This window comes from Pseudomonas sp. GW823-FHT01D03 (assembly GCF_058798255.1).
Window position 1 is genome coordinate 2,833,120 of record NZ_JBXAKK010000001.1, and the last position, 25,434, is coordinate 2,858,553.

Sequence of the window (25,434 nt, forward strand, 5' to 3'; positions counted from 1 at the left end):
TGGCTGCGACCGAGTGATCGTGGCGGCCCGTACAGCGAGTATTTCCGCGCGCTGAATAAAGAGTTGAAGGACAACGGACCGATGCGCCCGGTGCTGTTGATCGATCTGGATCGCCTCGATCTCAACATCGACGTGGTGATGCAGTCGGTCAAACGCGGCGGCAAGCAATTGCGTCTGGTGGAAAAATCCCTGCCGTCACCGGGGTTGTTGAGCTACATCGCACAACGGGCCGGGACGCAAAAACTCATGTCGTTTCACCAGCCGTTTCTCAATCACGATGCGCTCACGTTTCCGCAGTCCGACATCCTGCTCGGCAAGCCGTTGCCGGTGCGTTCAGCCGAGCTGTTCTATCAAACCCACAAAGGCCCGTTCGATCCGTCCATACAGCTGCAATGGCTGCTCGACGGGCCTGAGCGCTTGCAGCAATACCTCGCGCTGGCAAAGAGTTTGGGCACGCGGCTGCGCATCAACATCGAACTGGATGTCGGCTTGCATCGAGGCGGGGTCAGGGATGTGAATGTGCTGGGGCAGATGCTCACGCTGATCAGCGCCAACCCGCAGCACTTAGCGTTCGCCGGGTTCATGGGCTACGACCCGTTTGTGGGCATGGGCGTGCCGGGGATACTCGGCTCACCGGAAGACCTGTTCGCCAAGGTGATGGTGATTTATCAGCGTTGCGTGGATTTCACTCGCCAGCAGTTTCCGGCGTTGTGGAACGAAAACCTGTGCCTGAACACCGCCGGCAGCCCGAGTTACCGCATCCACGAAAACGAAAAGCTGAGCACCGAGGTTTCGGTGGGCACGGCGATGCTCAAACCGACGCACTACGACCTGCCGTCGCTGGTCGAACATGTGCCTGCCACGTACATCGCCACCCCGGTGCTGAAGAGTACCGGTGCGGTGAATATTCCGGCGCTGGACGACAAGTCGACGTTGTTCTCGTGGTGGGACACCAATCAGCGCCAGACCTTTTTCATCTACGGCGGTTACTGGATGGCCGAATTCGAATCGCCGCTGGGGTTGCAGAGCAATGGGGTGTATGGGCGCAGTTCGAATCAGGAGATGGTCAACGGCTCCCACGCCGTCGGCCTGACCGTTGAGGATCAAGTGTTTCTGCGCCCGACCCAGACCGAAGCCGTGCTGCTGCAATTCGGTGATCTGCTGGCGGTGCGTGACGGCAAGATCGTCGACACCTGGCCGGTTTACACCTGACCCGCAGCCACCACAAATTTCCTCTGTAGGAGTGAGCCTGCTCGCGATAGCGTCCTGTCAGCTGAACTGTATTTTGCTGATCCAACGCCATCGCGAGCAGGCTCACTCCTACATTAGATTGATGTACACCTGACATCCCGCGCCATCTCCCACCCTCTGTAATGAAGCTTTTATGACAAAAGTTCGGTAGCACATCGCCAGTCCGGTCATGCCTATGTAACGCGCTTGAGGGGCCCAACGGGGCGCTTTTCACAAGCCGAGGCGGGACGCCGGGAGTGAGGCAATGGGGACTATGGAACGCTACTCAAAAGTGGGCATGCAGGAACTCGATCAGCGCCTGTCGAAGATCGTCGAAGCGGCGCGCAAGAAGCCGGTTTCGGTGTATCGCTACGGCGCGCCGTGGGTCTGGATCGTCTCGCAGGATGATTGGCAGGGCGCCTTGAAAGAGGTCTCCAGCTACATTCCGCCAGGCCATTCGCTGGTATTGCTGCGCCCGCAGATCGACGACTTGCTCGACGCCCATCAAGGCCTTCTGCACGAACTGAATGCCGAGCCCGGCATGCTCATCCCCGCGCAAACCGTCATGCACATCCTGCTCCTGCAACTGCTGTATTCGGTGCCCAGCGAGCAGCAACTGTATGAACAACTCAATTACAACCTGCTGTTCCGCTGGTTCGTCGGTCTTGGCCTGAACCAGAAAGTCTGGAGCTTCAACGTCCTCAGTCGCGACATCGCCACGCTGCTCAACAACCCGCGTGCGGTGCAGCTCATTCAGAAAATCATCGGCGAAGTGTTCTGCGGTGCCTTGCTGCAAATGCCCGAGTTCTCCTTGAACTTCGCGCTCCTGCACACCTGGCTCGGCAAGCACAGCGGTGCCTCGACAGTCAGCAACTGACGCAACACACAAGGCGCGCAACAGCGCCAACAGGTCATCGCGAATTCAGGGGGTAGTGTGGATCAGATTTTCACGTCACGGCTGGCGCTGTGGGGCTGGCTGCTGGTGACGGCCGGCGCGCAACCGGCATTCGCCGAAGAGGCTGCCCAAGACGCCGCACCGCAACGTCTGGTGGACGTCAACGAATACTTCGTGCGCGGCAACACCGTGCTCGACGCCCGGGCAATTGAAGAGGCGGTGTACCCGTTTCTCGGCCCGCAAAAAGCCATGACTGACATCGAAGGCGCCCGCGATGCCTTGCAGAAGGCTTATCAGGAACGCGGCTACCAATCGGTGTTCGTCGAACTGCCGGAGCAAGCGGTAGCGGACGGCATCGTCTATCTGCAAGTCAGCGAAACCAAGGTCGGCCGGGTGCGTGTGGTCGGCGCCAAACACTATTCGCCGCTGGACATCCGCGACAACGTCCCGGCGCTGAAAGAAGGCGAGGTGCCGGACTTCGCCAAGGTTCAGGGCGAACTGGCGCAGCTCAATAAAACCCCGGGCCGCCAGGTCATGCCGCTGGTGCGCGAAGGGCAACGCCCCGGCACCATGGACGTCGATTTGCAGGTCGAAGACCAGAACCCGTGGAGCGCCAGCGTCGGCCTCAACAACGACTACAGCGCCGACACCGAGAAGCTGCGCGCCGTGACCAGCCTCGGCTACAACAACCTCTGGCAGCTCGGCCACAGCATCAACCTGACGTACTTCACCGCGCCGCAGGACACCGACAACGCCAAGGTCTGGTCGGCTTCCTACACCGCGCCGCTGACCGAGCGCTGGAGCGTGCAATTCTCCGGTTATCAGTCCGACAGCAACGTCGCCACCATCGGTGGCAGCAACGTGCTGGGCAAGGGCCATTCCTATGGCGTGTCGGCGATCTACACGTTGCCGTCCAGTGGCAACTGGTCGAACTCGCTGTCGGCCGGTATCGACTTCAAGGACTTCGACGAACGCCTGACCCTGTCCGGCGAGAGCGACAAGGTGCCGCTGAAATACGCGCCGTTCACCTTCGCCTACAACGGCTTCCGCTACACCGAAAAGAGCCAGCTCGGCCTCGGCCTGAGCCTGGTCGCGGCCACCCGCAGCATTTTCGGCTACGGCAGTTCCGACGAAGACTTCGATTACAAGCGCTACCGCGCCAACCCGAGTTTCGCCGTGGTCAAGGGCGACAGCAACTTCACCTGGACCTTCGACAACGACTGGCAGAGCGCGAGCAAAGGCGCGTTCCAATTGGCGTCGGGGCCGCTGGTTTCCAACGAACAGTTTTCCGCTGGCGGCGCGACCTCGGTGCGCGGCTATCTGGCGGCCGAGCGCACCGGCGATGACGGCGTGCTGCTCAGTCAGGAGCTGCGCACCCCGTCGCTGGCGAAATACGCCGGCAGCTGGATGCAGGAATGGCGCTTCTACGCCTTCGCCGAAGGCGCGCAACTGTACCTGCGCGACGAACTGCCGGACCAGGACGCCAGTTACGCCCTGGCCAGCGTCGGTCTCGGCACCCGCGCCAGCCTCAGCAAATGGCTGTCCGGCAGCCTCGACTGGGGTTACCCGCTACTCGAAGGGCCGAACACCTCGAAGCAGGAATCGCGCCTGCACTTCAACCTTCAAGCCACTTTCTAAAGGAGCACGTTCATGCAGCGCCTCATTCTTTCGTTGTTGATCTGCCTGGGCTTCGTGCTCCCGGCCACGGCGCAGGCCTGGTGGCAGGACGACTGGCATTACCGCAAACAGATCGCCGTCGACACCACGCCGCAGGGTGCCGGGATCAATCAGGCGCTGGGCCGCACCGCATTGCTGGTACGCCTGCACACCGGCAACTTCACCTTCGACGGGGTCAAGGAAGACGGCGCGGATTTGCGCTTCGTCGCCGCCGATGACAAAACCGTGCTCAACCACCAGATCGAAAGCTTCGACGCGCTGATGGGCATGGCGCTGATCTGGGTCGATGTGCCGAATGTCGAGGGCGGTCAGCGTCAGGACATCTGGATGTACTACGGCAATCAGAAGGCCCCGGCCACCGGCAACGGCCAGTTGACCTTCGATCCGAATTACACCGCGCTGTATCACTTCGACGGCGCCACCGGCACCCCGGCCAAGGACACCACCGCCTACGGCAACACCGCACAACGCGCCACCGGTGCGGCGATTGACGGTGTAGTAGGGCGCGCCTTGCAGTTCAGCGGCCAGCCGTTGCTGCTGCCGGCCAGTCCGTCGCTGCAGCACAGCGCTGGCAACGCGTTCACCTTCAGCGCCTGGTTGCGTCTGGATCAGGCCAATGGCGAGCAACTGATCCTCGCGCGCCGTGAAGGCGCCAACAGTCTGCTGGTCGGGGTCAATCAAGGCGTGCCGTTCGTGGAGATCGACGGCCAGCGCGCCGTGGCCACTCAGCCGCTGAATCCGGGGCAATGGCAGCATGTCGCGCTGACTGCCGAAGGTTCGAAAGTCAGCTTGTACATTAACGGTCGTGAGGGCGCGTCCCTCGCTCAAGCGATGCCGGCGTTCAATTCGGTGATGGCGATTGGCGGCGATCTGACCACAGGCCCGTTCCAATCGTTCGTGGGCGCCATCGACGAACTGCGCCTGTCGAAAGTCGCGCGTCCGGCGCCGTTGCTGCTGGCCGACGCCACCGCGCAAGGCGCGGAGTCGAAACTGGTGGCCTACGGCGTCGATGAAGAACAGTCCGGTTTCGGTTTCGGCAGCCTCGGTTTCCTGCTCAACGCGGTGCCGGTGGACGCTTGGGTGATTATCGCCGTGCTGGTGCTGATGATGTTTCAGTCGTGGATCATCATGCTGCGCAAGAACCGCACCCTCAGCCGCGTGAGCAAGGCCAACGAGGACTTCCGCGAGCAGTTTGCCAAGGTCGGTACGCGTCTGGAAATGTTCGCCGACGACGCGCAACTGGCTCAGCGTCTGCAGCACTCGCCGCTGTGGCGCCTGTACTCGGTGGCGGTCAAGGAAATCCGTACCCGCCGCGAGCAGGGCGCCGATACCTCTTCGGTTTCCGCAGCGACCATTGAAGCGATCCGCTGCTCGATGGACGGCGTGCGCACTCGCGAGAACCAGGCCCTCAGCTCGAAACTCTCGACCCTGTCCAACGCCATCGCCGGCGGCCCGTATATCGGCCTGCTCGGCACCGTGCTGGGGATCATGGTGGTGTTCCTCGGCACGGCCATGGCCGGCGACGTGAACATCAACGCCATTGCGCCAGGTATGGCGGCAGCCTTGCTCGCCACGGCCATGGGCCTGTTCGTCGCGATCCCGGCGCTGTTTGGCTACAACCGCCTGATCACCCGCAACAAGGAAGTCAGCGCCGACATGCGCGTGTTCGTCGACGAGTTCATCACCCGTCTGGCGGAGATGCACGGCGAAGGCCAGTCCAGCGAAGCGGCGCATCAGCGCGGCCATCACGCCAACCACTCCGTACCGGCCTGAGGAGCACTGCCATGGCGTCCGTAAATGCCTCCCACGACGATGACGAAGATGCAGCGGTGGACAGCATCAACATCACCCCGTTGGTCGACGTGCTGATGGTGGTGCTGGTGATGTTCATCCTCACCGCCACCGCGCAGGTCTCCGGGATCCAGATCAACCTGCCCAAGGCCAGCGCCGCCGTGTCGCTGTCCGAGGCCAAGACCAAGGCGATTTCGGTCAACGACGGCGGCCAGGTGTTCCTCGACGCCTACCCGGTGACCTTGCCGGAGCTGGAAGAACGCCTGCGCATCGAGAAGGCGCAGAACCCGGACTTCCCGGTGATCGTGCGCGGCGACGCCACGGTGCAGTACCAGAAGGTCATCGAAGTGCTGGATCTGTTGCGCCGGCTCGAACTGTCTCAGGTCGGTCTGGTGACCGGCAAACCGACGCAGGGCTGACTGATGACCGCACAACTTCCGATCGAGCCGCTGCCGGTGAAACGCTCGCCGTTGCGTTACCTGAAGTGGGGCGCCGGGCTGCTGCTCGGCGCGCTCGCCGCGTGGTTTCTGTGGCAGTGGGCCAATGACATGAGCGGCGTGCGCCGTGAAGCGCCGAAGGTGCCGACGATCATTCCGTTGCCGCCTCCGCCGCCGCCACCTCCGGAAAAGCCACCGGAGCCGGAAACCCCGGTGGAAGAAAAAGTCGTCGAGCCCGAACCCACGCCCGAGCCGCAAGAGGTCAAGCCCGAGGAAGAGGCGCCGCCATCGCCGGCGGACGATCTGGCCAACCCGATGCAAATGGACGGTGACGCGCAGAGTGGCAACGACGCTTTCAACATCGGCGCCGGCAAGGGCGGCGGCATGGCCGGCGCGGGTGGCGGACGCCTGGGCACCGGCACTTACAGCCAGTTCCTCGCGTTCACTTTTCAGCGCTTGCTGCGCGAGAACCCCGACCTGCGCAACCTCGCATTTTCGCTGCAGGCCGATGTGTGGCTGAGCAGCGTCGGCGAAATCACCCGGGTCGAGCTGGTCAAGTCCAGCGGCAATCCCGAGATCGATACCCAGGTGCTGGCGGCGCTGCGTAACGCACCGCACCTGAGCGAACGGCCACCGGCCTCCATCACCTTGCCTGTGCGCCTGTCCCTGCAAGGGCGGCGTCCGGGTTAACCGAATTCATAAAGCTGTATGAAAAGGAGTTGTGTGCAGATGATTTCCAACGTGAATCGATTGTCCCTGGCGGTCGGCATGGTCATCGCGACCCTGGTCGGTCAGGCCGCGGCAGCGCCTGCGCCCTCGGAGAACGCCACGATCAATCTGATCCGCTTGCTGGTCGAGCAGGGCATTCTGAAACAGGACAAGGCCGACGCGCTGATCGCTCAGGCGCAGAACGAAGCGGCGCAGGCCAAGCAGGCCGCCGCTTCCACCGCCGTAGCGGCCGGACCGGTGGCGGCACCGGGCGATGTGCGCGTGCAGTACGTACCGGCCGCGGTGCGCGACCAGATCCGCGATCAGGTCAAGGCCGAAGTCATGGCCACCGCCAAGCAGGAAAACTGGGCGGCGCCCAATACCTTCCCGGACTGGGCTTCGCGTATCAGCTTCGACGGCGACATTCGTCTGCGTGACGAGTCGCGCTACTACTCGGGCAGCAACAGCAACGAAATCGTCGACTTCGCCAAACTCAACAACAACGGTCCGTACGACGTGAACCCCAACAGCAGCACCAGTCTGCCGCCGTTGCTCAACACCCGTGAAGATCGCACCAACCAGTTCCGCCTGCGCGCACGGCTCGGCATGAAAGCGGTGATCTCGCCGGAATGGACCGCCGGCATCCGCATCGGTACCGGCTCGGACAACAACCCGGTGTCGACCACGCAGAACCTCGGCGGCGGTTTCGCCAAGAAAGACATCTGGCTCGACCAGGGTTACCTGAACTGGAAACCCACCGACGAGTTGACCCTGACCGGCGGGCGCTTCGCCAACCCGTTCATGTCCACCGACATGCTCTATTCCAACGACCTGAACTTCGATGGCGTGGCGGCGATTTTCGACCACAAGCTCAATCGCGACTGGGGCGTGTTCGGCACCGTCGGCGCGTTCCCGGTGGATTACACCAACGACACCAGCACCAGCAACGGTTTCGACAAGGAAGAAAGCGACAACAAGTGGCTGTACGGCGCGCAGCTCGGCGCCAAGTGGGCGATCAACAGCAACAACCGCCTCAAAGGTGCGTTGGCCTATTACCGTTTCGACGACATTCAGGGGCAGCGTTCCAGCCCTTGCGAGCCGTGGGCCGGCGCTCCGGGCTGCGACACCGATGGCAGCCGTGCAGCGTTCATGCAGAAGGGCAACAGCGTGTTCCTGCTGCGTGACATCACGCCGAACCCGGCCAACCCGACCACCACGCCGCAGCCGCAATTTGTCGGTCTGGCGTCGGAGTTCAACCTGCTCGACCTCAACCTGGTGTGGGACGCCGATCTGCCAGAGGACTTCAAGCTGCGCAGCCAGGGCAACTACATCCACAACCTCGGTTACGACGAAGGCGACATGCGCAAGCGCTCCGAGGGGCAGATCGTCAACAACCTCAACAGCAACGGCGAGATCGAAAGCGGCGCCAATGCGTGGATGGTCCAGTTCACCCTCGGCAACGCGCTGGACCTGAAGAAGCAGGGCGACTGGAATATGTTCGCCGGCTACAAGTACATCCAGCCGGACGCCTTGCCTGACGGCTTCAACGATTCCTCGTTTCACCTCGGCGGCACCAACGCCAAGGGCTATTTCCTCGGCGGCAATTACGGTCTGGCGAAGAACGTCTACGCCACCGGCCGCTGGCTGAGCACCGAGGCGGTGTACGGCGCGCCGTTCGACATCGACGTCTTGCAGCTTGAGATCAACACGCGCTTCTAAGGCGCCGGGAGTACGGTCATGCACGCACGAGTTTTTCTGTTGGGGCTGAGTTTCTTCATCGCACAAGGCGCGTACGCCGAAGGCATGGAAGAGCGTCTGCGTACCCAGTTGCGCAGCACCACCCAGCAGTTGCAGGCCCTGCAAAGCCAGCAGGCCCAGGCCAGCGCCGCGCAACTGGCGGCACAGAACGAAGCCAAGGCCGCGCAGGCGCAGATCAGGCAATTGACCGCCGAACTGGCCAAGGCCAAAGGCCTGGCCGAGCAGTTGGCCAGCCAGCAGCAGAACCTGCACAGCCAGGCCCAGGCGCAAGTCGCCGCCAGCAGCGAACAGGTCGGCAAGTTCAAGAAGGCCTACGACGAGTTGCTGGTCATGGCCCGTGCCAAAGAGGCAGAACGGTCTAAGCTTCAAGCGCAATTGGCTGAACGTGACACACAAGTGCAGCAATGTTCAGTCAAGAATCAGCAGATGTACGGCGTCGCCAAGCAGATCCTCAATGCCTACGAAAACATCGATGTGGCCGAGGTGATGAAGATCCGCCAGCCCTTTGCGGGCAGCGCCCGGGTCAAGTTCGATGAACTGGCTCAGGGCTTTGGCGATGAACTGTACAAGACTCAATTCGATGCGCCACAAGCTGCGATTGCGCACTGATTAAAAGACTCATAGACAAGGAAGAAGTAATGACTCAATTGATCTCCCACGTATCCCCGCAATCCCTGACCGACGTCCTGCAAGCCGCCGGTTATCGCGTCAACCAGACCGAACAGAACGGCATCGTACAGTTGCTCAGCGCCAGTCAGGGCATCGGTTATGCCGTGCGTTTCGGCAACCCGGCGGTGGAGCAGGGCAGTTACGTCGATTTCACTTTCAGCTGTGCGCTGCGGGTGCAAGGTGAGTTGCCACAGGGTGTGGCCGAACAGTGGAACGCCACCCGGCGTTTTGCGCGGTTGTCGCTGCAGGGCGAGTTTCTGGTGATGGAAATGGACGTGGTGCTGGCGGCCGGTGTGAGCAGCGATCACCTGCGCGGCAACCTGGAATTGTGGGATCGCCTATTGCAGGAATTTATCGTCTACCTGCGTGACTTCAGCCAGGCTGCGCAAGCCTCGACCGCCAAAATCGCTACCGCTGAGCAAGAGGAAGTCGCGCTGTGAGGAAGCCTGCCATGGTGATCGGCGCCGGGGCAGTGGCGCTGTTGGTGGTAGCCGTGGCGCTGGTGCTGCGACCGGGCACTGACCCGGTCGCAGCGCAGCAATCGTCGCCCTTGGCGGCGGTTGCAACAGGGCCTGCGGTAGCGCGGTTGGGCAATCAGCAGGTGACGCCGCAGGAATTGCAGGCGCTGCTGGCTACCGTCCCGCCGGCGACTCGCGAGCAATTGCGCGGCAACCGTGAAGCGCTGGAACGCTGGATTCGTGCGCGTCTGGCTGAGAAAGCCGTGCTGGAACAGGCCGATGCTCAGGGCTGGGCGCAGCGCCCGGACGTGGTGCGGCAAACCCGCGCGGCCACTGAGCAGATCGTCTTTCGCGATTACCTGCGCTCGGTCAGTACGGTGCCGGCGGACTACCCGAGTACGGCCGAGTTGCAGCAGGCGTATGACGCTGGCAAGGGCAACTGGCAGACTCCGGCGTTGTACCGGGTGAGCCAGATTTTCCTCGCTGTGAATGAGCCGCAGAACCTCGAAGCGGTGCGCAAGCAGGCGACGGAACTGAGCAAAAAGGCTCAGGCCGCTCCGGGCGATTTTGCGGCGCTGGCAACCCAGTATTCGCAGGATCGGCAGACTGCCGAGCGCGGCGGCGATACCGGGCTGCAACCGTTACAGCAACTGGTGCCGGAGGTGCGGGGTGCGGTGGCGAAATTGAAGGTCGGCGCGGTGTCCGATCCGCTGCAGAGTGCAGCCGGTTTCCACGTGATCAAACTCACCGAACAGCAACCGGCACGTACCGCGACCCTCGACGAACTGCGCGACCAACTGACCCAGGCCTTGCGTGCGCAACGGCAGGAGCAGATTGCCCAGGCGTATCTGGACGGGATGCTCAATACCGCAACGCTGAGTATCGATGGGGCCGAGTTGAACAAGGTCCTTGAATCCAACCATTAGAGCACTGGCACACCACAAACCCTGTAGGAGTGAGCCTGCTCGCGATAGCGATGTGTCAGGCAAAGAGATGTCAGCTGTGCCGACGCTATCGCGAGCAGGCTCACTCCTACAGGGGATCTGCGCAATGTCTAAATACAAAGATCGACAGGGAGTCATCGATGTCATTCACCGAACCCGCAGGACGACAGGGTAGCCCCGACTATCGCTGGGCACAGGGCGAACGCGAGCCGTGGCTGGCGCAAGCCGCGACCATTGATGCCGAGGTCGCGCAATATTTTCTGGTCAGTGCCCGCTGTGGCTGTTTCATGCAGGCGGCGCGCAGCCTCAACGTGCGCTCGACCTTGCTGCGCAAGCAACTGGCGCAGCTGGAGCAAACGCTGCAGCACTCGCTGTTCAGCTTTCAGGGCAGCGCCCTGAGCCTGACCCGTGAGGGTCAGCAGTTGCAGGCGCAACTGGTGGCGCTGGCCCACGAGCGCAAACTGCCGGTGGTCGAGCAGCCGCTGGTGCGTCTGGCGGTAGCCGAATCGATCCTGCATGACATCCTCGGTCGCGACCTGATCGCATTGCTGCGGCGCAATGCCAGCGTGCGCCTGGAGATCATTGCGCTGGACAGCGAACTGGCGCTGCGTGCGGTCAGTGCCGACGTGGTGCTGTGGCTGGCCCACGGCGAAACCCCCAGCCCCGGCCCGACCTTCGCCACCAGTCAGCCGCAGGCCCTGGCGCGCCTGGATTACCTGCCACACATCGCCAAACGCTATTCCCGGGTCACCGCGCGCCCGGCGAGTGCCGACGACCTCAGCGATTTCATGCTGGTGCAATGGCAGCACGACCGGCAGATCGACAGCTTCCGGCCGTGGAATGAGCTGGTCGAACAACGCCTGGCCGGCGTGGTGCAGATGCAGTCCTATGAGCTGATGCTGGAAATGATCCGCTGCAGCGCCTGCATCGGTTTGTTGCCGGCGTACATGAGCCGCTTCGATCGCGGGCTGATTGCGCTGCCGGGGCTGTTTGACGAGCCGATGCAGTTGCAGGCATGGCTGGCGGTCAACGCTGATTCCCGGGACGTCGCCGAAGTGCAAACCCTGGTCGAACTGATCCAGCACACCTTCAACGAACGCCAGGAATGGTTCCAGACTTGATCTTCCCAACACCCCCAATCCCCTGTGGGAGCGGGCTTGCTCGCGAAAGCGGTCTGAAATTCAACATCTGTGTTGCCTGACACACCGCTTTCGCGAGCAAGCCCGCTCCCACATTTTGATATTCGCCAGCCAGACGCTCAACGGTTTAGAGTAAGCGGCCACCCATCGATCCAGGAAGGATCCGCCATGCCCGACCACAACCCCGCCATCACCCTCGAACGCTTCAACGAATCGCATATTGAGGCCGTCACCGCGCTGTACAACGATCCAGCCGTGACACGGCAAGTGCTGCAGATGCCGTTTCAGTCCACCGAGATCTGGCGTCAACGGCTACTGGCGGAGAACGAGCGGATGGTCAAACTGGTGGCGCTGCATCAGGGCGCGGTGGTTGGTCATCTTGGGCTGGAAAATTATTCGCGAATTCGCCGCGCCCACGCCGGCAGTGTCGGCATGGCGGTCGCTGTGGCGTGGCAGGGCAAAGGTGTCGGGTCGAAACTGCTGGCGGCGGCGCTGGACGTCGCCGACAACTGGATGAACCTGCACCGGGTCGAACTCTCGGTGTACGCCGACAACCAGGCGGCCATCGGTCTCTACCGCAAGTTCGGCTTCGAGAACGAAGGCCTGTTTCGTGACTACGCCGTGCGCGACGGGCAATGGGTCGACACCCTGAGCATGGCCCGTCTGCGTCGTCGATAAGCCAAAAATCCTGTGGAGTCAGTCGCCGAGCGCAAACGCCACTGCCGCCTGCGCATGCAGTTCGGTGGTGTCGAGCAGGGGCAGGGCGCTGTGTTCGGGTTTGACCAGCAGGCCGATTTCCGTGCAGCCGAGGATGATCGCCTGGGCGCCGCGCGCGGTCAGCGTTTCGATCACTCGTTGATAGATTTTGCGTGATTCGTCAGTGATGACCCCGACGCACAGTTCGTCGTAGATGATCCGGTGCACGTCCTTGCGCTCGACGTCGTCTGGCACCAGTACCGTCAGACCCTGTGCAATCAGACGCTGCTTGAGAAAGTCCTGCTCCATGGTGAACGCCGTGCCGAGCAGACCGACTGTGCGCGCGTCAATGTCCAGTGCTGCCTGCGCCGCCGGCTCGGCAATGTGCAGGAACGGAATGCTGATCGCTGCCTGAATCTGCGCCGCGACCTTGTGCATGGTATTGGTACACAGCACCACGCATTCGGCGCCGCCGGCTTCGAGCCTGCGTGCGGCATCCACCAGTATCGCCGCCGCATCGTCCCAGCGCCCGGCGTGCTGGGCCTGTTCGACCGGGCCGAAGTCGACGCTGTACATCAGGATTGGCGCCGAGCGCAGCGGGCCGAGGCAGTCGCGGACCTGTTGATTAATGAGACGATAATATTCAGCGCTGGATTCCCAGCTCATGCCGCCGATCAGGCCGATGGTGCGCATTGAAATTCCTCGAACAATGGCCCGTATTGGAAAAGTCGGGCTCCGGCCGAGTGTCCATCGGTTCAACGACGGATGCCAGTACAAAGCAACTGTACCGTTGATCCTGTTGCCAAGTGTCCCGGTGCCGGCGCTCAAGGTTTAACGTACGCCGGCGCGCCGATCTGTCACTATCGACTATCGCAGGCTCTCCCCGAGGAACGTACCGATGAACGACGTACAACAACTGGGCGAAATGCTTCGTCACTATGCCGAGAGTGAAGCGCACAAGAAGCAATTGTTCGAAACCCAGTCACAGGCGTGGGCCAGCCGGATCACTGAGCTGTTCGGCCATATTCAGCAATGGCTGGAACCGGTGCAGGCACCGAACCTGCTGGAGGTGAGCCGCGAGGCTTACGTCGCGTTCGGGCCGAGCACACCGGTGGAAACCTCGACCTTCAAGACCGAAAAACTCAGCATTGTGATCGCCGGCAAACCGGTGGAATTCGTGCCAGACGTGATGGGCAGCGCCGGGCAGATTTCCCTGGCGGTGATGGGCCTGACGGCGGCACGTTATGGCAGCATTTCGCTGGTCGGCTTGCCCAATGGCGAGTGGCAATGGCGCAAGACCAATGGCCTGAAGGATCCGGACACCTTTGTGTTTGATGCGGATTTTCTCGCGCAGCAGCTGCAGAGCCTGATTCCGCGCGACCGCAGCTGATATCAGGGCTTCACCCATTACCCCCTGTGGGAGCGGGCTTGCTCGCGAAGGCGGCAGCCCATTCGACATTGATGGCGACTGATAGAGCGCTTTCGCGAGCAAGCCCGCTCCCACAGGGGATTGAGGGTGATCCTACATATCGAGGTTGATCCACCCCGGTTTCGCCTCTTCCGGCGCCACTGCTTTCACGGTTTTACCGGTGGCTAACTCAACCCGCCGCGCCACCTCCGGATCATCGGCAAACGGCACCATGCTCGCGTCGTCGAGGCTCTCTGAGGTCTGATGGCGCAGGCAGTACTCCACCGCCAGCCACAGAAACACCACCCCCAACACATTCAGGAAAATATCCATCCTCTGCGGCTCCCTGCCTCAGGCAATCTGCGCCTGGCTGCGCGCCAGCGCTACGTCGGCGACCCGCACCGTGCGCCAGACGTTGTAGGCCATCAGCAGCATGCCGCTGAGGAAGAACACCCCGCCGGCAAAGCGCACGATGAACCCTGGATGACTGGCCTGTAGCGCTTCGACGAACGAGTAAGTCAGCGTGCCGTCCTCGTTGATCGCCCGCCACATCAGGCCCTGAGTGATGCCGTTGACCCACATCGACGCGATGTACAACACCGTGCCGATGGTCGCCAGCCAGAAGTGCAGGTTGATCAGCGGCGTGCTGTACATCTGCTCGCGGCCAAAGACTTTCGGCAGCATGTGATAAGTCGCGCCGAAGGTGATCATCGCCACCCAGCCCAAGGCCCCTGCGTGAACGTGGCCGATGGTCCAATCGGTGTAGTGGGAGAGGGCGTTGACCGTTTTGATCGCCATCATCGGCCCTTCGAATGTCGACATGCCGTAAAACGCCAGCGACAGGACGAGGAAGCGCAAAATCGGGTCGGTGCGCAACTTATGCCAGGCGCCGGACAAGGTCATCATGCCGTTGATCATCCCGCCCCAGCTCGGCGCCAGCAGGATCAGCGACATCGCCATGCCCAGCGACTGCGCCCAGTCCGGCAGCGCGGTGTAGTGCAAGTGGTGCGGGCCGGCCCAGATGTACAGGGTGATCAGCGCCCAGAAATGCACGATCGACAACCGATACGAATACACCGGGCGATTCACCTGTTTCGGCACGAAGTAATACATCATTCCGAGGAATCCGGTGGTCAGAAAGAAACCCACCGCGTTATGCCCATACCACCATTGCACCATGGCATCGGTGGCCCCGGAATACACCGGATAGGATTTGAACCAGTCCACCGGGATCGACAGGTGATTGACCACGTGCAACATGGCGATCACCAGAATGAACGCGCCGAAGAACCAGTTGCCGACGTAGATATGCTTGGTCTTGCGCTGTACCACGGTGGTGAAAAACACGATGGCATACGCGACCCAGACCACCGCCATCCACACCGCGCCGGAGAATTCGATCTCGGCGTATTCCTTGGTGGTGGTGTAGCCCAGCGGCAGGGTGATCAGCATGATCACGATCACCGATTGCCAGCCCCAGAAGGTGAACGCCGCAAGCTTGTCCGAATACAGCCGCACCTGGCAGGTGCGCTGCACCGCGTAGTAACTGGCGGCGAATTGCGCGCTGCCGGCGAACCCGAAAATCACCAGGCTGGTGTGCAGTGGCCGCAAGCGGCCGAAGGTGGTCCAGGGCAGGTCGAGGTTCATGTCCGGCCACACCAGTTGCGAGGCGATCCATACCCCCATCGCCATGCCGACGACACCCCAGAAAACCGTCGCGATAACGAATTGGCGGACGACCTTGTAGTTATAAGCCTGTCCGATTGTTGCTGTGCTCATGGTCAGTTCTTCCACGGTTGCAAAGTCTTGCCAGGCCACCCGGTCTGGCACGAGCTGCACTGTAGGAACAGCGCCAGAAACAAAACAGGCTCAGGAATATTTCATTTGTACGGATCAGATTGAAGTGCTGCCTGCGGCGTTCTGCCGCGCCCTGATATGGTTTTTATCGTTTCAGGTGAATCTGTTGCATGCTGCGCTGCTCGTCCATAGTCGGGGAAAATCTGTAGGAGTGAGCCTGCTCGCGATTGCGGTGTGTCAGTCAACAAAGCAGTTGCCTGACACACCGCAATCGCGAGCAGGCTCACTCCTACAGGAATTGCGCACAATTCTGATGAGGTAGCCGCTGCATGTATCAATACGACGATTACGACCGCGCACTGGTGTTCGAGCGCGTTGCGCAATTTCGCGATCAGGTCGAGCGCTTCATGGCCGGCGAATTGAGCGAGGAGGAGTTCCTGCCGCTGCGTCTGCAAAACGGTCTCTACCTGCAAAAGCACGCCTACATGCTGCGGGTGGCGATTCCTTACGGGACACTGAGTGCCGAGCAGATGCGTACGCTGGCGAGCATCGCCGCCGACTACGATCGCGGCTACGGCCACTTCACCACGCGGCAGAACCTGCAATTCAACTGGATCGAACTGGCGCAGGTGCCGGACATCCTTGAGCGCCTGGCGCAGGTCAACATGCATGCGATCCAGACTTCCGGCAACTGCGTGCGCAACATCACCACTGAAGCGTTTGCCGGGGTCGCGGCGGACGAGATGATCGATCCGCGCCCGCTGGCAGAAATTCTCCGGCAATGGTCGACGATCAACCCGGAATTCCTTTTCCTTCCACGCAAGTTCAAGATCGCCATCTGCTCGGCGAAGCAGGATCGTGCGGCGATCATGATGCATGACATCGGCCTGTATCTTTATCCGGGGCGCGACGGGCAGATGCTGTTGCGGGTGATCGTCGGCGGCGGGTTGGGGCGCACGCCGATCCTTGGTCTGCAGATCCGCGAAGGTTTGCCGTGGCAGCATCTGCTGTCCTACGTCGAAGCGATCCTGCGGGTCTACAACCGCCATGGCCGGCGTGACAACAAGTACAAGGCGCGGATCAAGATTCTGGTCAAGGCGCTGGGCATCGAGGCGTTCGCCAAAGAGGTCGAGGAAGAATGGCAACACCTCAAGGACGGCCCGGCGCAGCTGACCGAGGCTGAATATGAGCGGGTCGCCAGTGCCTTCGTACCGCCGATCTATCACACCCTGGCCGATACCGATCTGGACTTCGGCACGCGCCTGGCCGAAAGTCCGGCGTTCGCCCGCTGGGTTGCGCGCAACGTGCAGCCGCACAAGAAGCCGGGTTACACCAGCGTAGTGCTGTCGACCAAACCGGGGCTGAGCGCACCGCCGGGGGATGTCACCGGTCAGCAGATGCTGGCGGTGGCCGACTGGTCGGAGCGCTTCGGTTTCGGCGAGATTCGCATTGCCCACGAACAGAATATCGTCCTGCCCGATGTGCAGAAGTCTGACCTGTATGAACTCTGGCGACTGGCCTGCGAGCGCAATCTGGGCAGCGCCAACGTCGGCCTGCTGACCGACATCATCGCCTGCCCGGGCGGCGATTTCTGTGCGCTGGCCAACGCCAAGTCGATCCCGATTGCCCAGGCGATTCAGGCGCGTTTCGACAACCTCGACTACCTGCACGACCTGGGTGACATCAGTCTGAACATCTCCGGCTGCATGAACGCCTGCGGCCACCACCACATCGGCAATATCGGCATTCTCGGCGTCGATAAAAACGGCAGCGAGTGGTACCAAATCACCCTCGGCGGCGCGCAGGGCAAGCACAGTGCACTGGGCAAGGTCATCGGCCCGTCGTTCAGCGCGACCGAAGTGCCACAGGTGATCGAACGGATCATCAATACGTTTGTGCGTTACCGCGAAAGCGAGGAGTTGTTTGTCGACACCGTGGCGCGCATTGGCCTCGAGCCGTTCAAGGAGCGGGTCTACCCGAAAGCGCTGGAGGTGTCGGCATGAACAATCTGCTGCGCCTGGAGCAAGGTGTTGCGCGGCTGATCGAAGACGATCCGTGGACACTGATCCGCGAGCCGGAGCAGGGCAGGCCACAAGGATTGCTGATCCTGCCGCTGGCGCACTGGCTGCAATCGCCTTCGACTCACGCGGTGTGGCTGGGGCCGGACGATGAGGTCGAAAGCGTAGTGCCGTGGCTGGCCTCGCTGCCGCTGATTGCCCTGGACTTCCCGAGCTTTCGCGACGGTCGCGCCTACAGTCAGGCGTATCTGCTGCGCAGCCGGTTTGGCTGGGCTGGCGAGTTGCGCGCGATCGGTGATGTGCTGCGTGATCAACTCAGCCATATGCGCCAGTGCGGGTTCGACAGCTCCGCGGTGCGCGAGGACAAATCGGCCGAGGATGCACTCAAGGGCTTGGCCGGCATGAGCGTGCTGTACGGCCGTTCGGTGATCGAACCACGGCCGCTATTCCGTAGACGCTGAAGACTCTGTGGCGAGGGAGCTTGCTCCCGCTGGAGTGCGCAGCACTCCCAAACAGGCATGATGCAATCGGTCAGATAAATCGCGTTGTCTGGTTTGGGGCGGCTTCGCCACCCAGCGGGAGCAAGCTCCCTCGCCACAGGTGTCTGGCGTTGCTCGTACAGGGGAAACCCTTACATCCCGCACCATTCCCGGATTTTTCCTTGGGTCGATGCTGGCCTTTTGGTAGAGTCGCCGTCGCCAGCGGGTTTTCGGCTGGACGACGGAACGAAGAAGGGAGTCTGGGTAGTGAGTGCGGGCAAAAAGATTTTGGGCCTCACGGCGTTGCTGTTGATGCTGACGCTGTGGGCCAGTTACTTCTATGTGTTCAAGGAAAACCGCGACGGCCAGTTGGGCGGCGCCGGTGAAAGCACCGCGTGGTGCGGCGCGCCGCCGTCCACCGAAGCGGCGCTGTTGGGCAAGGATCAACTGACCTTGCGCGTCACCAACAACCTGCGCGGCGAGTTCATGCTCAGTGGCTCGCTGGTGGTCTCCGAACGCACCTTCAACCGTTACGACCTGGGCCGCAACGAACTGCGTCTGCGCCTGGAACCGTTGCAGTGGTCGTACGGCGTGACGCCGATCTTCCTCGAACAGGTCAAGGTTCAGCCGCTGAGCCGCAACCTCGCCTCACCGACCAAAAGCGCCTACGCCGAGCTTGAGCCGCGGCCGATCGGCGTCCAGGGCCAAGTCACCGAATTCCCCTTCGACACCTATCGCTACGGCTACAAACCGGTGCTGTATTACCTCAAGGGCAGCGAGCGCATCGACCTGCGCTTCAAGAACATCACCACGCTGATGGAGATGTCCAACACTTTCACGCCGATTCAGAAATACAACCGCGTCGAGTACATCAACGAGAAAAACTCCATGATCCGCGACGAGGATTACAAGGCCTACGGCCCCCACGAATGCGCGTTTAGTGTCGAGCGCAAAGGCTCGTTCAAAGTCGTGGTGCTGTTGTTCCTGCTGGTGCTGTGCCTGCCGCTGCTGCACGTGTTCTATCGCGACGAGCCGGGGATCGACTTCCTCGCCACGCTGGTGACGATTGCCGTGGTACGGGTGCTGCTGGTGGGGCCGGTGCAGGACTTCCAGTTGTACAACATCGACTTCCTGTTTGGCGCGGCGATCCTGCTGGTGGGCTCGGTGTCGCTGATCAAGGCGATGCGCGCCAACAGTCGGCGGGAGATGGCGTTGAAGAGCGGCGCGACGTCTTCCTGGTAACGCCCGGCGCTTGAGATCAACACTGACCCTGTGGGAGCGGGCTTGCTCGCGAATGCGGTACATCAGTAACCCTGATGTTGGCTGAGAGAATGCATTCGCGAGCAAGCCCGCTCCCACAAGGGATCAGCGGTTATTTCAGCGCCGGATCCCCCATGTTCATCTTCTTCCAGCCCTGCAACAACACCTGCGCTTTCGGCTCCTGGCCGTTCTCCAGGTAGTACTGGATCAACGACAGCCGCGCATTGCGGTTCGCCGGTTGCACCTTGAGCAAACGCTCCAGTTCGTCACATGCCTCAGTCACCTTGCCACTGTCGTGCAACGCCACCGCCAGCACATATCCGTACTGTGCGTTCTGCGGCTCCAGTTGCGCGGCTTGGTGCAGGGCGGTCATCGCTTGTGCCGTCTTGCCGGCGCGGATCAATGACAGGCCACGGGTGTGCTGCAACAACGCAGCCTCCGGGTGTGCCTTGAGACTGCTGTCCAGCAGGGTTTGCGCTTCCTGACCCCGACCATTGGCCTCCAGCCATTGCACCAGCGTCACCAGCGCCGGGTAGAAGTCCGGATCGCGTTTGAGTGCCGTACGCAGCAATCCTTCGACCTCGGCAGCTCGGCCACTGGCTTGATACAGCATCGCCAGATTCAGGTTGGCCTCGGCCCGTTCTGCGAGACTGTTCTGCACCGCCTCATACTCGGCAATCGCCGCGTCCCAATTGGCCTGTGCGGCACCGAGGCCGTTGTTGCGCGCGACGCTGAGCAGGTCCCGCGCCGCGACGATGCGCACGGCTTTCACCGGATCGCCGAGCAGTGGCGTCAGCAACGACGCGCGCTCGGTGGGTGGCAGGAAGGCACTGATCGCCCGCACTGCGCTTTCACGAACCTGCGGCGCCGGATTCTGCAGATCCCGGGTCGCCAGTTTCAGCGATTGATCGCTTGGATACAGCGGCAGTTCGGCGAGTAACGTCGCACGCTGAATGGCCGGCAGATCGCTGCGCTGCAATTGTTCATGCAAAGCGTCCGCCGCGCCCGGCTGGCCGTTGCGGATCAGCCACAGGCTCTCGTCATAGCGCGGTGCCTGCGGTGTCGATGCGGAGGCATTCCACAACTTGAACTGCGCGGTGACCTTGTCGCCGGCCTTGCCCTGATGGCAGCTCAGACACGCATCGAGCGTACCGAGTTTTTGCGCGCGTTCCGGGTTGGGGATGCTGAAGCTGTGGTCATGGCGCCAGTCGTTGCCCATGTAGAACTTGCCGGGCATGTGGCAATCCACGCACTGCGAGCCGGGCTGGCCCAGGGTGTGGCGGGTGTGTTCGATGGAATCGTAGTTCTTCGCTTGCAGACCCTTGCCGTCGACGCCCGCGACCGAAGTCTTGCCAGCCGTGTTGTGGCATTGCAGACACACCGCGTTGCCCGGTGCCTTGAGTTCAGTGCTGTGCGGATTGTGGCAGTTGCTGCAGCGCACACCCTTGTCGAACATCTTGCTCTGCAGGAACGAGCCGTGTTCGAACACTTCATCCTTGATCTTGCCGTCCAGCGCATACAGTTCGCGGGTGAGAGTGCTCGGCAGGTAGTCGTCCATCAAGCGCTTGCCGACGGTGTAGCCATCGCCCAGCGGCGCACGGCGGGCGTGGCAGCGGGCACAGGTTTCGATCTCGACGCTGGCGTTGTTGTCCTTGAGGTCGACGGCAAAACCCTTGTGGATCAGGTCGTCTTTTGTCTGCGCCCATTGCAGGTGATTCGATGCCGGGCCGTGGCAGGCCTGACAGCCGACACCGAGGCTGTTCCATTGGCTGTTGAACCTGTTGCTGGCCGCATCGAAATTACGCTTGAAACCGGTGGTGTGGCACTCGACGCACATGAAGTTGGCGTTCTGGCTCGGCTTGCTCCAGTGCAGCGGATTCTTGAAGTTCACGCCCTGGCCGGGGTAGAGGTGAAACCAGCGGTGTTTCTCGGTATCCCAGGCCACGCCAAGCGCCTGCAATCGGCCTTCGCCGACCTCGATCAGGTACTGCTGCAACGGGGCAATGCCGAAGGTGTAGGCGACTTTGAAGTCAGTGTTCTTGCCATCGATACCCGGCGTATTGACCCAGAACTCGTCGCCCTTGCGCGAGAAGCGGGTAGTCTCGTTTTCAGCCTTGAAGGTGACGTTGTTGAAGTCGCCGAGCATGGTTTCACCATTCGCTGCCTGCATCGCCAATTGGTGATGCGAGCCTTGCCAGTCCTTGACCTGCTCGGTGTGGCAGCCTTGGCATTGTTGTTCATCGACCATGGTTGCGGGCTTTTGTGCCACCGGTTGCGGTTTGGCGGCGACAGGCGTCGCCGCGCTGATCGGCGGCGCGGTGTGCGGCGCGGGCGCGGGGCTGAACAGAAACCAGCCAATCCCCGCCACTGCGGCCAGCAGCACACCGATGGTGAGGGGGAACAGGTAACGTGAAAGGGACGGTCGGGACGAATCAGGATCAGGCGGTACGACTTTATTTTTATGCTTGGGCATTACGACTTCCATGGTCCAGGTGCATTGGCCTGCTGGCGTGCATTCAAGCTTGATGCAGCTTTGCCGGATGCCCGGCGTCTGTCAAACGCCGGTTGTGAAGCAGCCCCCGAAGTTGTGTGAATTTTCCGGTTTTGCAGCGCAATCGGCGGGGTTTTAGCTATACCTGTAACTCCCCCATACGCAATACATTCAGGCCTTCTGACAGGAGTTACAGCATGAAGCTAGCCGTAATGATGGGCACCCTCTGCATCGCCACCCTTGGCGTGGTGGGTTGCTCCAGCAAAACCGTTGCTCCCGATGAGTATTCCGGCTTTCTCAAGGACTACAGCCAACTCAAGGAGACCAAATCGCCCTCCGGTGCCGAGGTGATGCGCTGGATCGATCCAAAGGTCGACATCAGCAAGTTCACCAGCGTGTATATCGAGCCGACCCAGCTCTATCCAAAGCCGCAACCGACCGCGAAGATTTCGCAGCAGACCCTCAACGGCATCACTTCCTATTACGACCAGGCGCTCAAGCGTGAAATCAGCAAGGATCTGCCATTGGCCAACGGCCCCGGCCCAGGAGTGATTGTGGTGCGCGCGGCGATTACCGCCGTGAGCAGCAAGACCGAAGGCCTGCAGGTGTATGAAGTGATTCCGGTTGCGCTGGTCGCGGCAGCGGTCAGCACTGCCAGCGGTATCCGTGATCAGGAAACCACTCTGGCCACCGAAGCGGTGTTCCTCGACGGTGCGAGCAACAAGGTGGTGGCGCAAGTGGTGCGCAAAGGCACCGGCAAACCACTGGAAAATGACACCCAGGCGATGAAGGCAACCGACGTCAAACCGGTGATTGATGGCTGGGCCAATGACATGCATCAGATGTATCTGAAGCTCAAGGCCAGCTCCAAATAATCCAGCGAGGCGTGGGCCCATTCGCGAGCAAGCCCGCTCCCACATTGAGATCTGCGCCGGACACATAGCCTGTGTCCACTGTAGATCCCCTGTGGGAGCGGGCTTGCTCGCGAAAGCGGTCTTTCAGGCAACCCATTACTGCCCGGTAAACCAACGGAAGTACGGGTTGCCGCCATCCCAACGCATCACTTCACGCATATCCCGCCCCCAGGCATCCCGAACCCCGTCATACGCATGCAGGCTGGCGCGGTAGAACTGCATCAGACGTTGGCGGTGCGTGTCCATTCGCTCAGTGAACCCGGCATCGGCATTCACCAGCGGCGGCGGCACATACAGATCCAATAGCGCCGGCAGCACCCGGGTGATTTCCTTGCTGCGCACCCACGGCGCGTATTCGATCCGGGGCTGATCGTCGGTCACCGCCGGCGCATTCGCTGCAAAGCGCTCAAGGCCTGCGCGGTCGGTGACCCAGGTCGCGAGCAACGCTGGTGCCGAGCCAATCCCGACATCCTGCAAGGTGCTGCGTACGCTGGCCTGCTGGAAGCGCTCGGTGATTTTCGCCGCGTCCAGTTGCATCGGCTGCAGCGAACCGACCAGCAGCATCTCGTGGAACTCACTGGTCCACAGCGAGGCATACGGGAACACGTCGAGGAAGCTGCGTACCAGTGAGCGAGAGTCATCAATGTTTTGGGTCGGCAACGGCAGCCATTGCGCGACGATGCCTTGTTGTTCAAGACGACTGGCTGCCAGTTGATAAAAGTCGCGGGAGTACAGATTGACCACGCCGGCCGCCGACGGTGGTGGCGGTTCGAGGGTGATCAGATCGTAGGTTTGCGGGCTGCGCAGCAGTTCCTGACGGCCATCGCGCAGGCGCACATCGACCCCGGGATCGCTGGCGGCGTTGAAGTTGCCTTTGAACAGAGGCGCGGCCTTGACCACCGATGGCAGCAGCTCGGCGACCACCCGATGTTCCAGCCCCGGATAGCGCAGCATCGCACCGGCGGTGATCCCGGTGCCGAAGCCGATCACCAGTGTCGAACGTGGTTCGCCGTTGTGGATCAGCAACGGCAGCAGCGCCTGGATGCGCATGTAGCGCAGCGACGGCATGGCGTCGCCGGTGTTGGACACGCCCTGAATGTACAGGCGGTGGAAGCTGTTCTCACCACGGCCCTGAGCGACCACCGCGACGGTACCGCCACGGCCTTCTTCATAGAACGCCAGCGTGCCGTTGCGCGCACCGGGCAACAGGCTGGCGAGTTTGTCCACCGGCGTCAGCGCGGCCAGTGCCACCGATACCAGCCCCAACGCGACCACGGCCTGACGCCGGCCTTTCCTGACGTGGTGGCCCTTGCGCACGGCCACATAGCCGATGCCCGCAGCGATGATCGCCAGCAAGCCCAGCGTGCGCACCAGCCCCAGCAGCGGAATCAGCAGAAAACCGCAGAGCATCACCCCGACAATCCCGCCCAGCGTGTTGAACGCGACCATGGCCCCGACATCGCGACCGACGCGTTCACGCCCCACACTCAAGCGCAGGGCCAGCGGAAACGCCGCGCCGAGCAGCAATGTCGGCACGAACACGATGCTCAACGCTGCCACCGCAAACCGTGCGCTCATGCCAGCCAGCTCGCTGGCGCCCATCGCCAGCAGCCAGCTCTCGGCCTGACTTTGTGCCAATACCAGCCAGCGCCCGAGCAGGGCAATTTCCAGCAAGGCGATCAGCCCGGCACCGGCAATCAACAGACCGAACACGCCCCATGGATCGCGAATGCGCTCGACACGGCGGGCGAGCAGGGCGCTGCCGATGAACAGCCCGGTCAGGTACGTCGCGAGCACCACGGCGAACGCGTAGGTGCGGGTGCTCATGAACTGCACGATCGACTGCGACCAGACCACTTCATACCCCAGCGCCACGCCGCCGGCGATGGCGTACAGCCACAGCGCCGTGCGGTCCGCGGCTTTCTCGGTGTGATGTTTGACCGCAGCCGCCACCGGCGTCGGCTGCTGACGTTGCAACCACAGCGCAGCGGCTGCGGCCAGCAGATTGAGCATTGCGGCAAACAGCGAACTGCCGCGCACGCCGAGGGTGGCGATCAGCACGAACGCGGCGAGCAGGGTGCCGACAATCGCGCCGAGGGTGTTGGCCGCATACAGCTGACCGCCGGCCCTGCCCGGATCCGCGGCCAGCGAGCGCACCAATACCGGGAGCGTGCCGCCCATCAACACCGCCGGAATCCCCACCAGCGTGAACGGCAAGCACCAGGCGAGAAGGCCGACATGACCTTGCAACCAGGCAAACGGGCTCGCCGCCAGGCTCATCGCAACCGTGGCGCCAACCCCGAGTATCGCCACCAGCACTTCCAGCCCGGCATAGAGCAACACCGGTTGCTGCAAGCGATCAGCCCAGCGCCCGAACAGCCAGCCGCCAATGGCCAGCCCGGCAAAAAACGCGCTGATGCCGGTGGTGATGGCATAGACCTCGACGCCGACCACCAGCGACAACTGTTTGATCCACAGCACCTGATACACCAGCGCGGCGGCGCCGGAGATGCACAGCAGCAGGGCGGGGATCAGCAGCGCCGGGGTGGCGGCTTGGGTGGTGGGTATGGCCGACGGCTTGCTGGCGATACGTGAGGGCATGCGGATTGCCTTATTTCAATTCAGAAATTGCGGTGATGGTGCTGGCCTTTTCGCGAGCAAGCCC

Annotated in this window: 22 protein-coding genes; 17 read left to right on the forward strand and 5 right to left on the reverse strand. The window is 62.0% G+C overall.

The genetic code is table 11. From position 1 onward, the window contains the following. The first annotated feature begins 3 nt into the window (after positions 1-3). The 12 genes from AC1RBR_RS12320 (at position 4) to AC1RBR_RS12375 (ending at position 12,384) form a co-directional block, all read left to right on the forward strand. Complete coding sequence (locus AC1RBR_RS12320; RefSeq protein ID WP_492567234.1) at positions 4-1,212, forward strand: DSD1 family PLP-dependent enzyme; 1,209 nt, start codon at positions 4-6, stop codon at positions 1,210-1,212. 283 nt (positions 1,213-1,495) lie between these two features. Continuing rightward, positions 1,496-2,107 (forward strand): transposase, encoded by a 612-nt coding sequence (locus AC1RBR_RS12325; protein ID WP_007969141.1) that lies wholly within the window; start codon positions 1,496-1,498, stop codon positions 2,105-2,107. Positions 2,108-2,164: 57 nt separating this feature from the next. Beyond that, positions 2,165-3,763: a ShlB/FhaC/HecB family hemolysin secretion/activation protein gene (locus AC1RBR_RS12330; protein WP_456019505.1), complete on the forward strand. Its 1,599-nt coding sequence runs from the start codon at positions 2,165-2,167 to the stop codon at positions 3,761-3,763. 12 nt (positions 3,764-3,775) lie between these two features. After that, complete coding sequence (locus AC1RBR_RS12335; protein WP_492564621.1) at positions 3,776-5,575, forward strand: DUF2341 domain-containing protein; 1,800 nt, start codon at positions 3,776-3,778, stop codon at positions 5,573-5,575. Positions 5,576-5,586: 11 nt separating this feature from the next. Continuing rightward, positions 5,587-6,012 (forward strand): ExbD/TolR family protein, encoded by a 426-nt coding sequence (locus AC1RBR_RS12340; protein ID WP_007955109.1) that lies wholly within the window; start codon positions 5,587-5,589, stop codon positions 6,010-6,012. A gap of 3 nt (positions 6,013-6,015) precedes the next feature. Continuing rightward, entirely contained in the window at positions 6,016-6,720 is a 705-nt protein-coding gene (locus AC1RBR_RS12345) for an energy transducer TonB family protein (protein WP_492564627.1), read from the forward strand. A 39-nt stretch (positions 6,721-6,759) separates the two neighbouring features. After that, positions 6,760-8,457 carry a putative porin gene (locus AC1RBR_RS12350; protein ID WP_448179080.1) on the forward strand — a complete coding sequence of 566 codons (1,698 nt, stop codon included), beginning with the start codon at positions 6,760-6,762 and terminating at the stop codon, positions 8,455-8,457. A gap of 18 nt (positions 8,458-8,475) precedes the next feature. After that, positions 8,476-9,105 carry a DNA repair protein gene (locus tag AC1RBR_RS12355; protein ID WP_492564630.1) on the forward strand — a complete coding sequence of 210 codons (630 nt, stop codon included), beginning with the start codon at positions 8,476-8,478 and terminating at the stop codon, positions 9,103-9,105. A 29-nt stretch (positions 9,106-9,134) separates the two neighbouring features. Continuing rightward, positions 9,135-9,605: a YbjN domain-containing protein gene (locus AC1RBR_RS12360; RefSeq protein WP_492564632.1), complete on the forward strand. Its 471-nt coding sequence runs from the start codon at positions 9,135-9,137 to the stop codon at positions 9,603-9,605. Next, positions 9,602-10,549 carry a peptidylprolyl isomerase gene (locus AC1RBR_RS12365; RefSeq protein ID WP_492564635.1) on the forward strand — a complete coding sequence of 316 codons (948 nt, stop codon included), beginning with the start codon at positions 9,602-9,604 and terminating at the stop codon, positions 10,547-10,549. The genes AC1RBR_RS12360 and AC1RBR_RS12365 overlap by 4 nt, the downstream gene beginning before the upstream one ends. Before the next feature lie 158 nt (positions 10,550-10,707). Next, positions 10,708-11,688 carry a LysR family transcriptional regulator gene (locus tag AC1RBR_RS12370; RefSeq protein ID WP_492564637.1) on the forward strand — a complete coding sequence of 327 codons (981 nt, stop codon included), beginning with the start codon at positions 10,708-10,710 and terminating at the stop codon, positions 11,686-11,688. A 186-nt stretch (positions 11,689-11,874) separates the two neighbouring features. Beyond that, entirely contained in the window at positions 11,875-12,384 is a 510-nt protein-coding gene (locus tag AC1RBR_RS12375; RefSeq protein ID WP_134786273.1) for a GNAT family N-acetyltransferase, read from the forward strand. A gap of 18 nt (positions 12,385-12,402) precedes the next feature. Here AC1RBR_RS12375 and AC1RBR_RS12380 read toward each other — a convergent pair whose 3' ends face one another. After that, positions 12,403-13,095, reverse strand: coding sequence for an aspartate/glutamate racemase family protein (locus tag AC1RBR_RS12380; protein WP_492564640.1), 693 nt, complete (start codon positions 13,093-13,095; stop codon positions 12,403-12,405). 205 nt (positions 13,096-13,300) lie between these two features. On the opposite strand from AC1RBR_RS12380, the gene AC1RBR_RS12385 reads away from it, so the two are divergent. Then, entirely contained in the window at positions 13,301-13,792 is a 492-nt protein-coding gene (locus AC1RBR_RS12385) for a hypothetical protein (protein ID WP_492564642.1), read from the forward strand. A 132-nt stretch (positions 13,793-13,924) separates the two neighbouring features. Here AC1RBR_RS12385 and AC1RBR_RS12390 read toward each other — a convergent pair whose 3' ends face one another. Beyond that, entirely contained in the window at positions 13,925-14,143 is a 219-nt protein-coding gene (locus tag AC1RBR_RS12390; protein ID WP_096797626.1) for a CcoQ/FixQ family Cbb3-type cytochrome c oxidase assembly chaperone, read from the reverse strand. 18 nt (positions 14,144-14,161) lie between these two features. After that, complete coding sequence (ccoN, locus tag AC1RBR_RS12395) at positions 14,162-15,589, reverse strand: cytochrome-c oxidase, cbb3-type subunit I (RefSeq protein ID WP_492564644.1); 1,428 nt, start codon at positions 15,587-15,589, stop codon at positions 14,162-14,164. Positions 15,590-15,936: 347 nt separating this feature from the next. On the opposite strand from ccoN, the gene AC1RBR_RS12400 reads away from it, so the two are divergent. The 3 genes from AC1RBR_RS12400 to AC1RBR_RS12410 all read left to right on the forward strand — a co-directional run bounded on the left by AC1RBR_RS12400 (position 15,937) and on the right by AC1RBR_RS12410 (position 19,346). Beyond that, the gene (locus tag AC1RBR_RS12400; protein ID WP_492564645.1) at positions 15,937-17,610 is read left to right on the forward strand and encodes a nitrite/sulfite reductase; all 1,674 of its coding nucleotides are present in this window, start codon (positions 15,937-15,939) and stop codon (positions 17,608-17,610) included. Further along, complete coding sequence (locus AC1RBR_RS12405; RefSeq protein ID WP_492564646.1) at positions 17,607-18,086, forward strand: DUF934 domain-containing protein; 480 nt, start codon at positions 17,607-17,609, stop codon at positions 18,084-18,086. The genes AC1RBR_RS12400 and AC1RBR_RS12405 overlap by 4 nt, the downstream gene beginning before the upstream one ends. Positions 18,087-18,371: 285 nt before the next feature. Continuing rightward, entirely contained in the window at positions 18,372-19,346 is a 975-nt protein-coding gene (locus AC1RBR_RS12410) for a hypothetical protein (protein WP_098963910.1), read from the forward strand. Between the two features lie 130 nt (positions 19,347-19,476). Here the strand turns inward: AC1RBR_RS12410 and AC1RBR_RS12415 are convergent, their stop codons facing one another. Then, a complete protein-coding gene (locus AC1RBR_RS12415) occupies positions 19,477-21,837 on the reverse strand; it encodes a tetratricopeptide repeat protein (RefSeq protein ID WP_492564648.1) in 2,361 nt (786 codons plus the stop codon). A gap of 215 nt (positions 21,838-22,052) precedes the next feature. On the opposite strand from AC1RBR_RS12415, the gene AC1RBR_RS12420 reads away from it, so the two are divergent. Further along, on the forward strand, positions 22,053-22,730 hold the full coding sequence (locus AC1RBR_RS12420; RefSeq protein ID WP_115987500.1) for a DUF3313 domain-containing protein: 678 nt from the start codon (positions 22,053-22,055) through the stop codon (positions 22,728-22,730). A gap of 135 nt (positions 22,731-22,865) precedes the next feature. On the opposite strand, the gene AC1RBR_RS12425 is transcribed toward AC1RBR_RS12420, so the two are convergent. After that, a complete protein-coding gene (locus AC1RBR_RS12425) occupies positions 22,866-25,370 on the reverse strand; it encodes a spermidine synthase (protein WP_492564650.1) in 2,505 nt (834 codons plus the stop codon). Between the last annotated feature and the right edge of the window lie 64 nt (positions 25,371-25,434).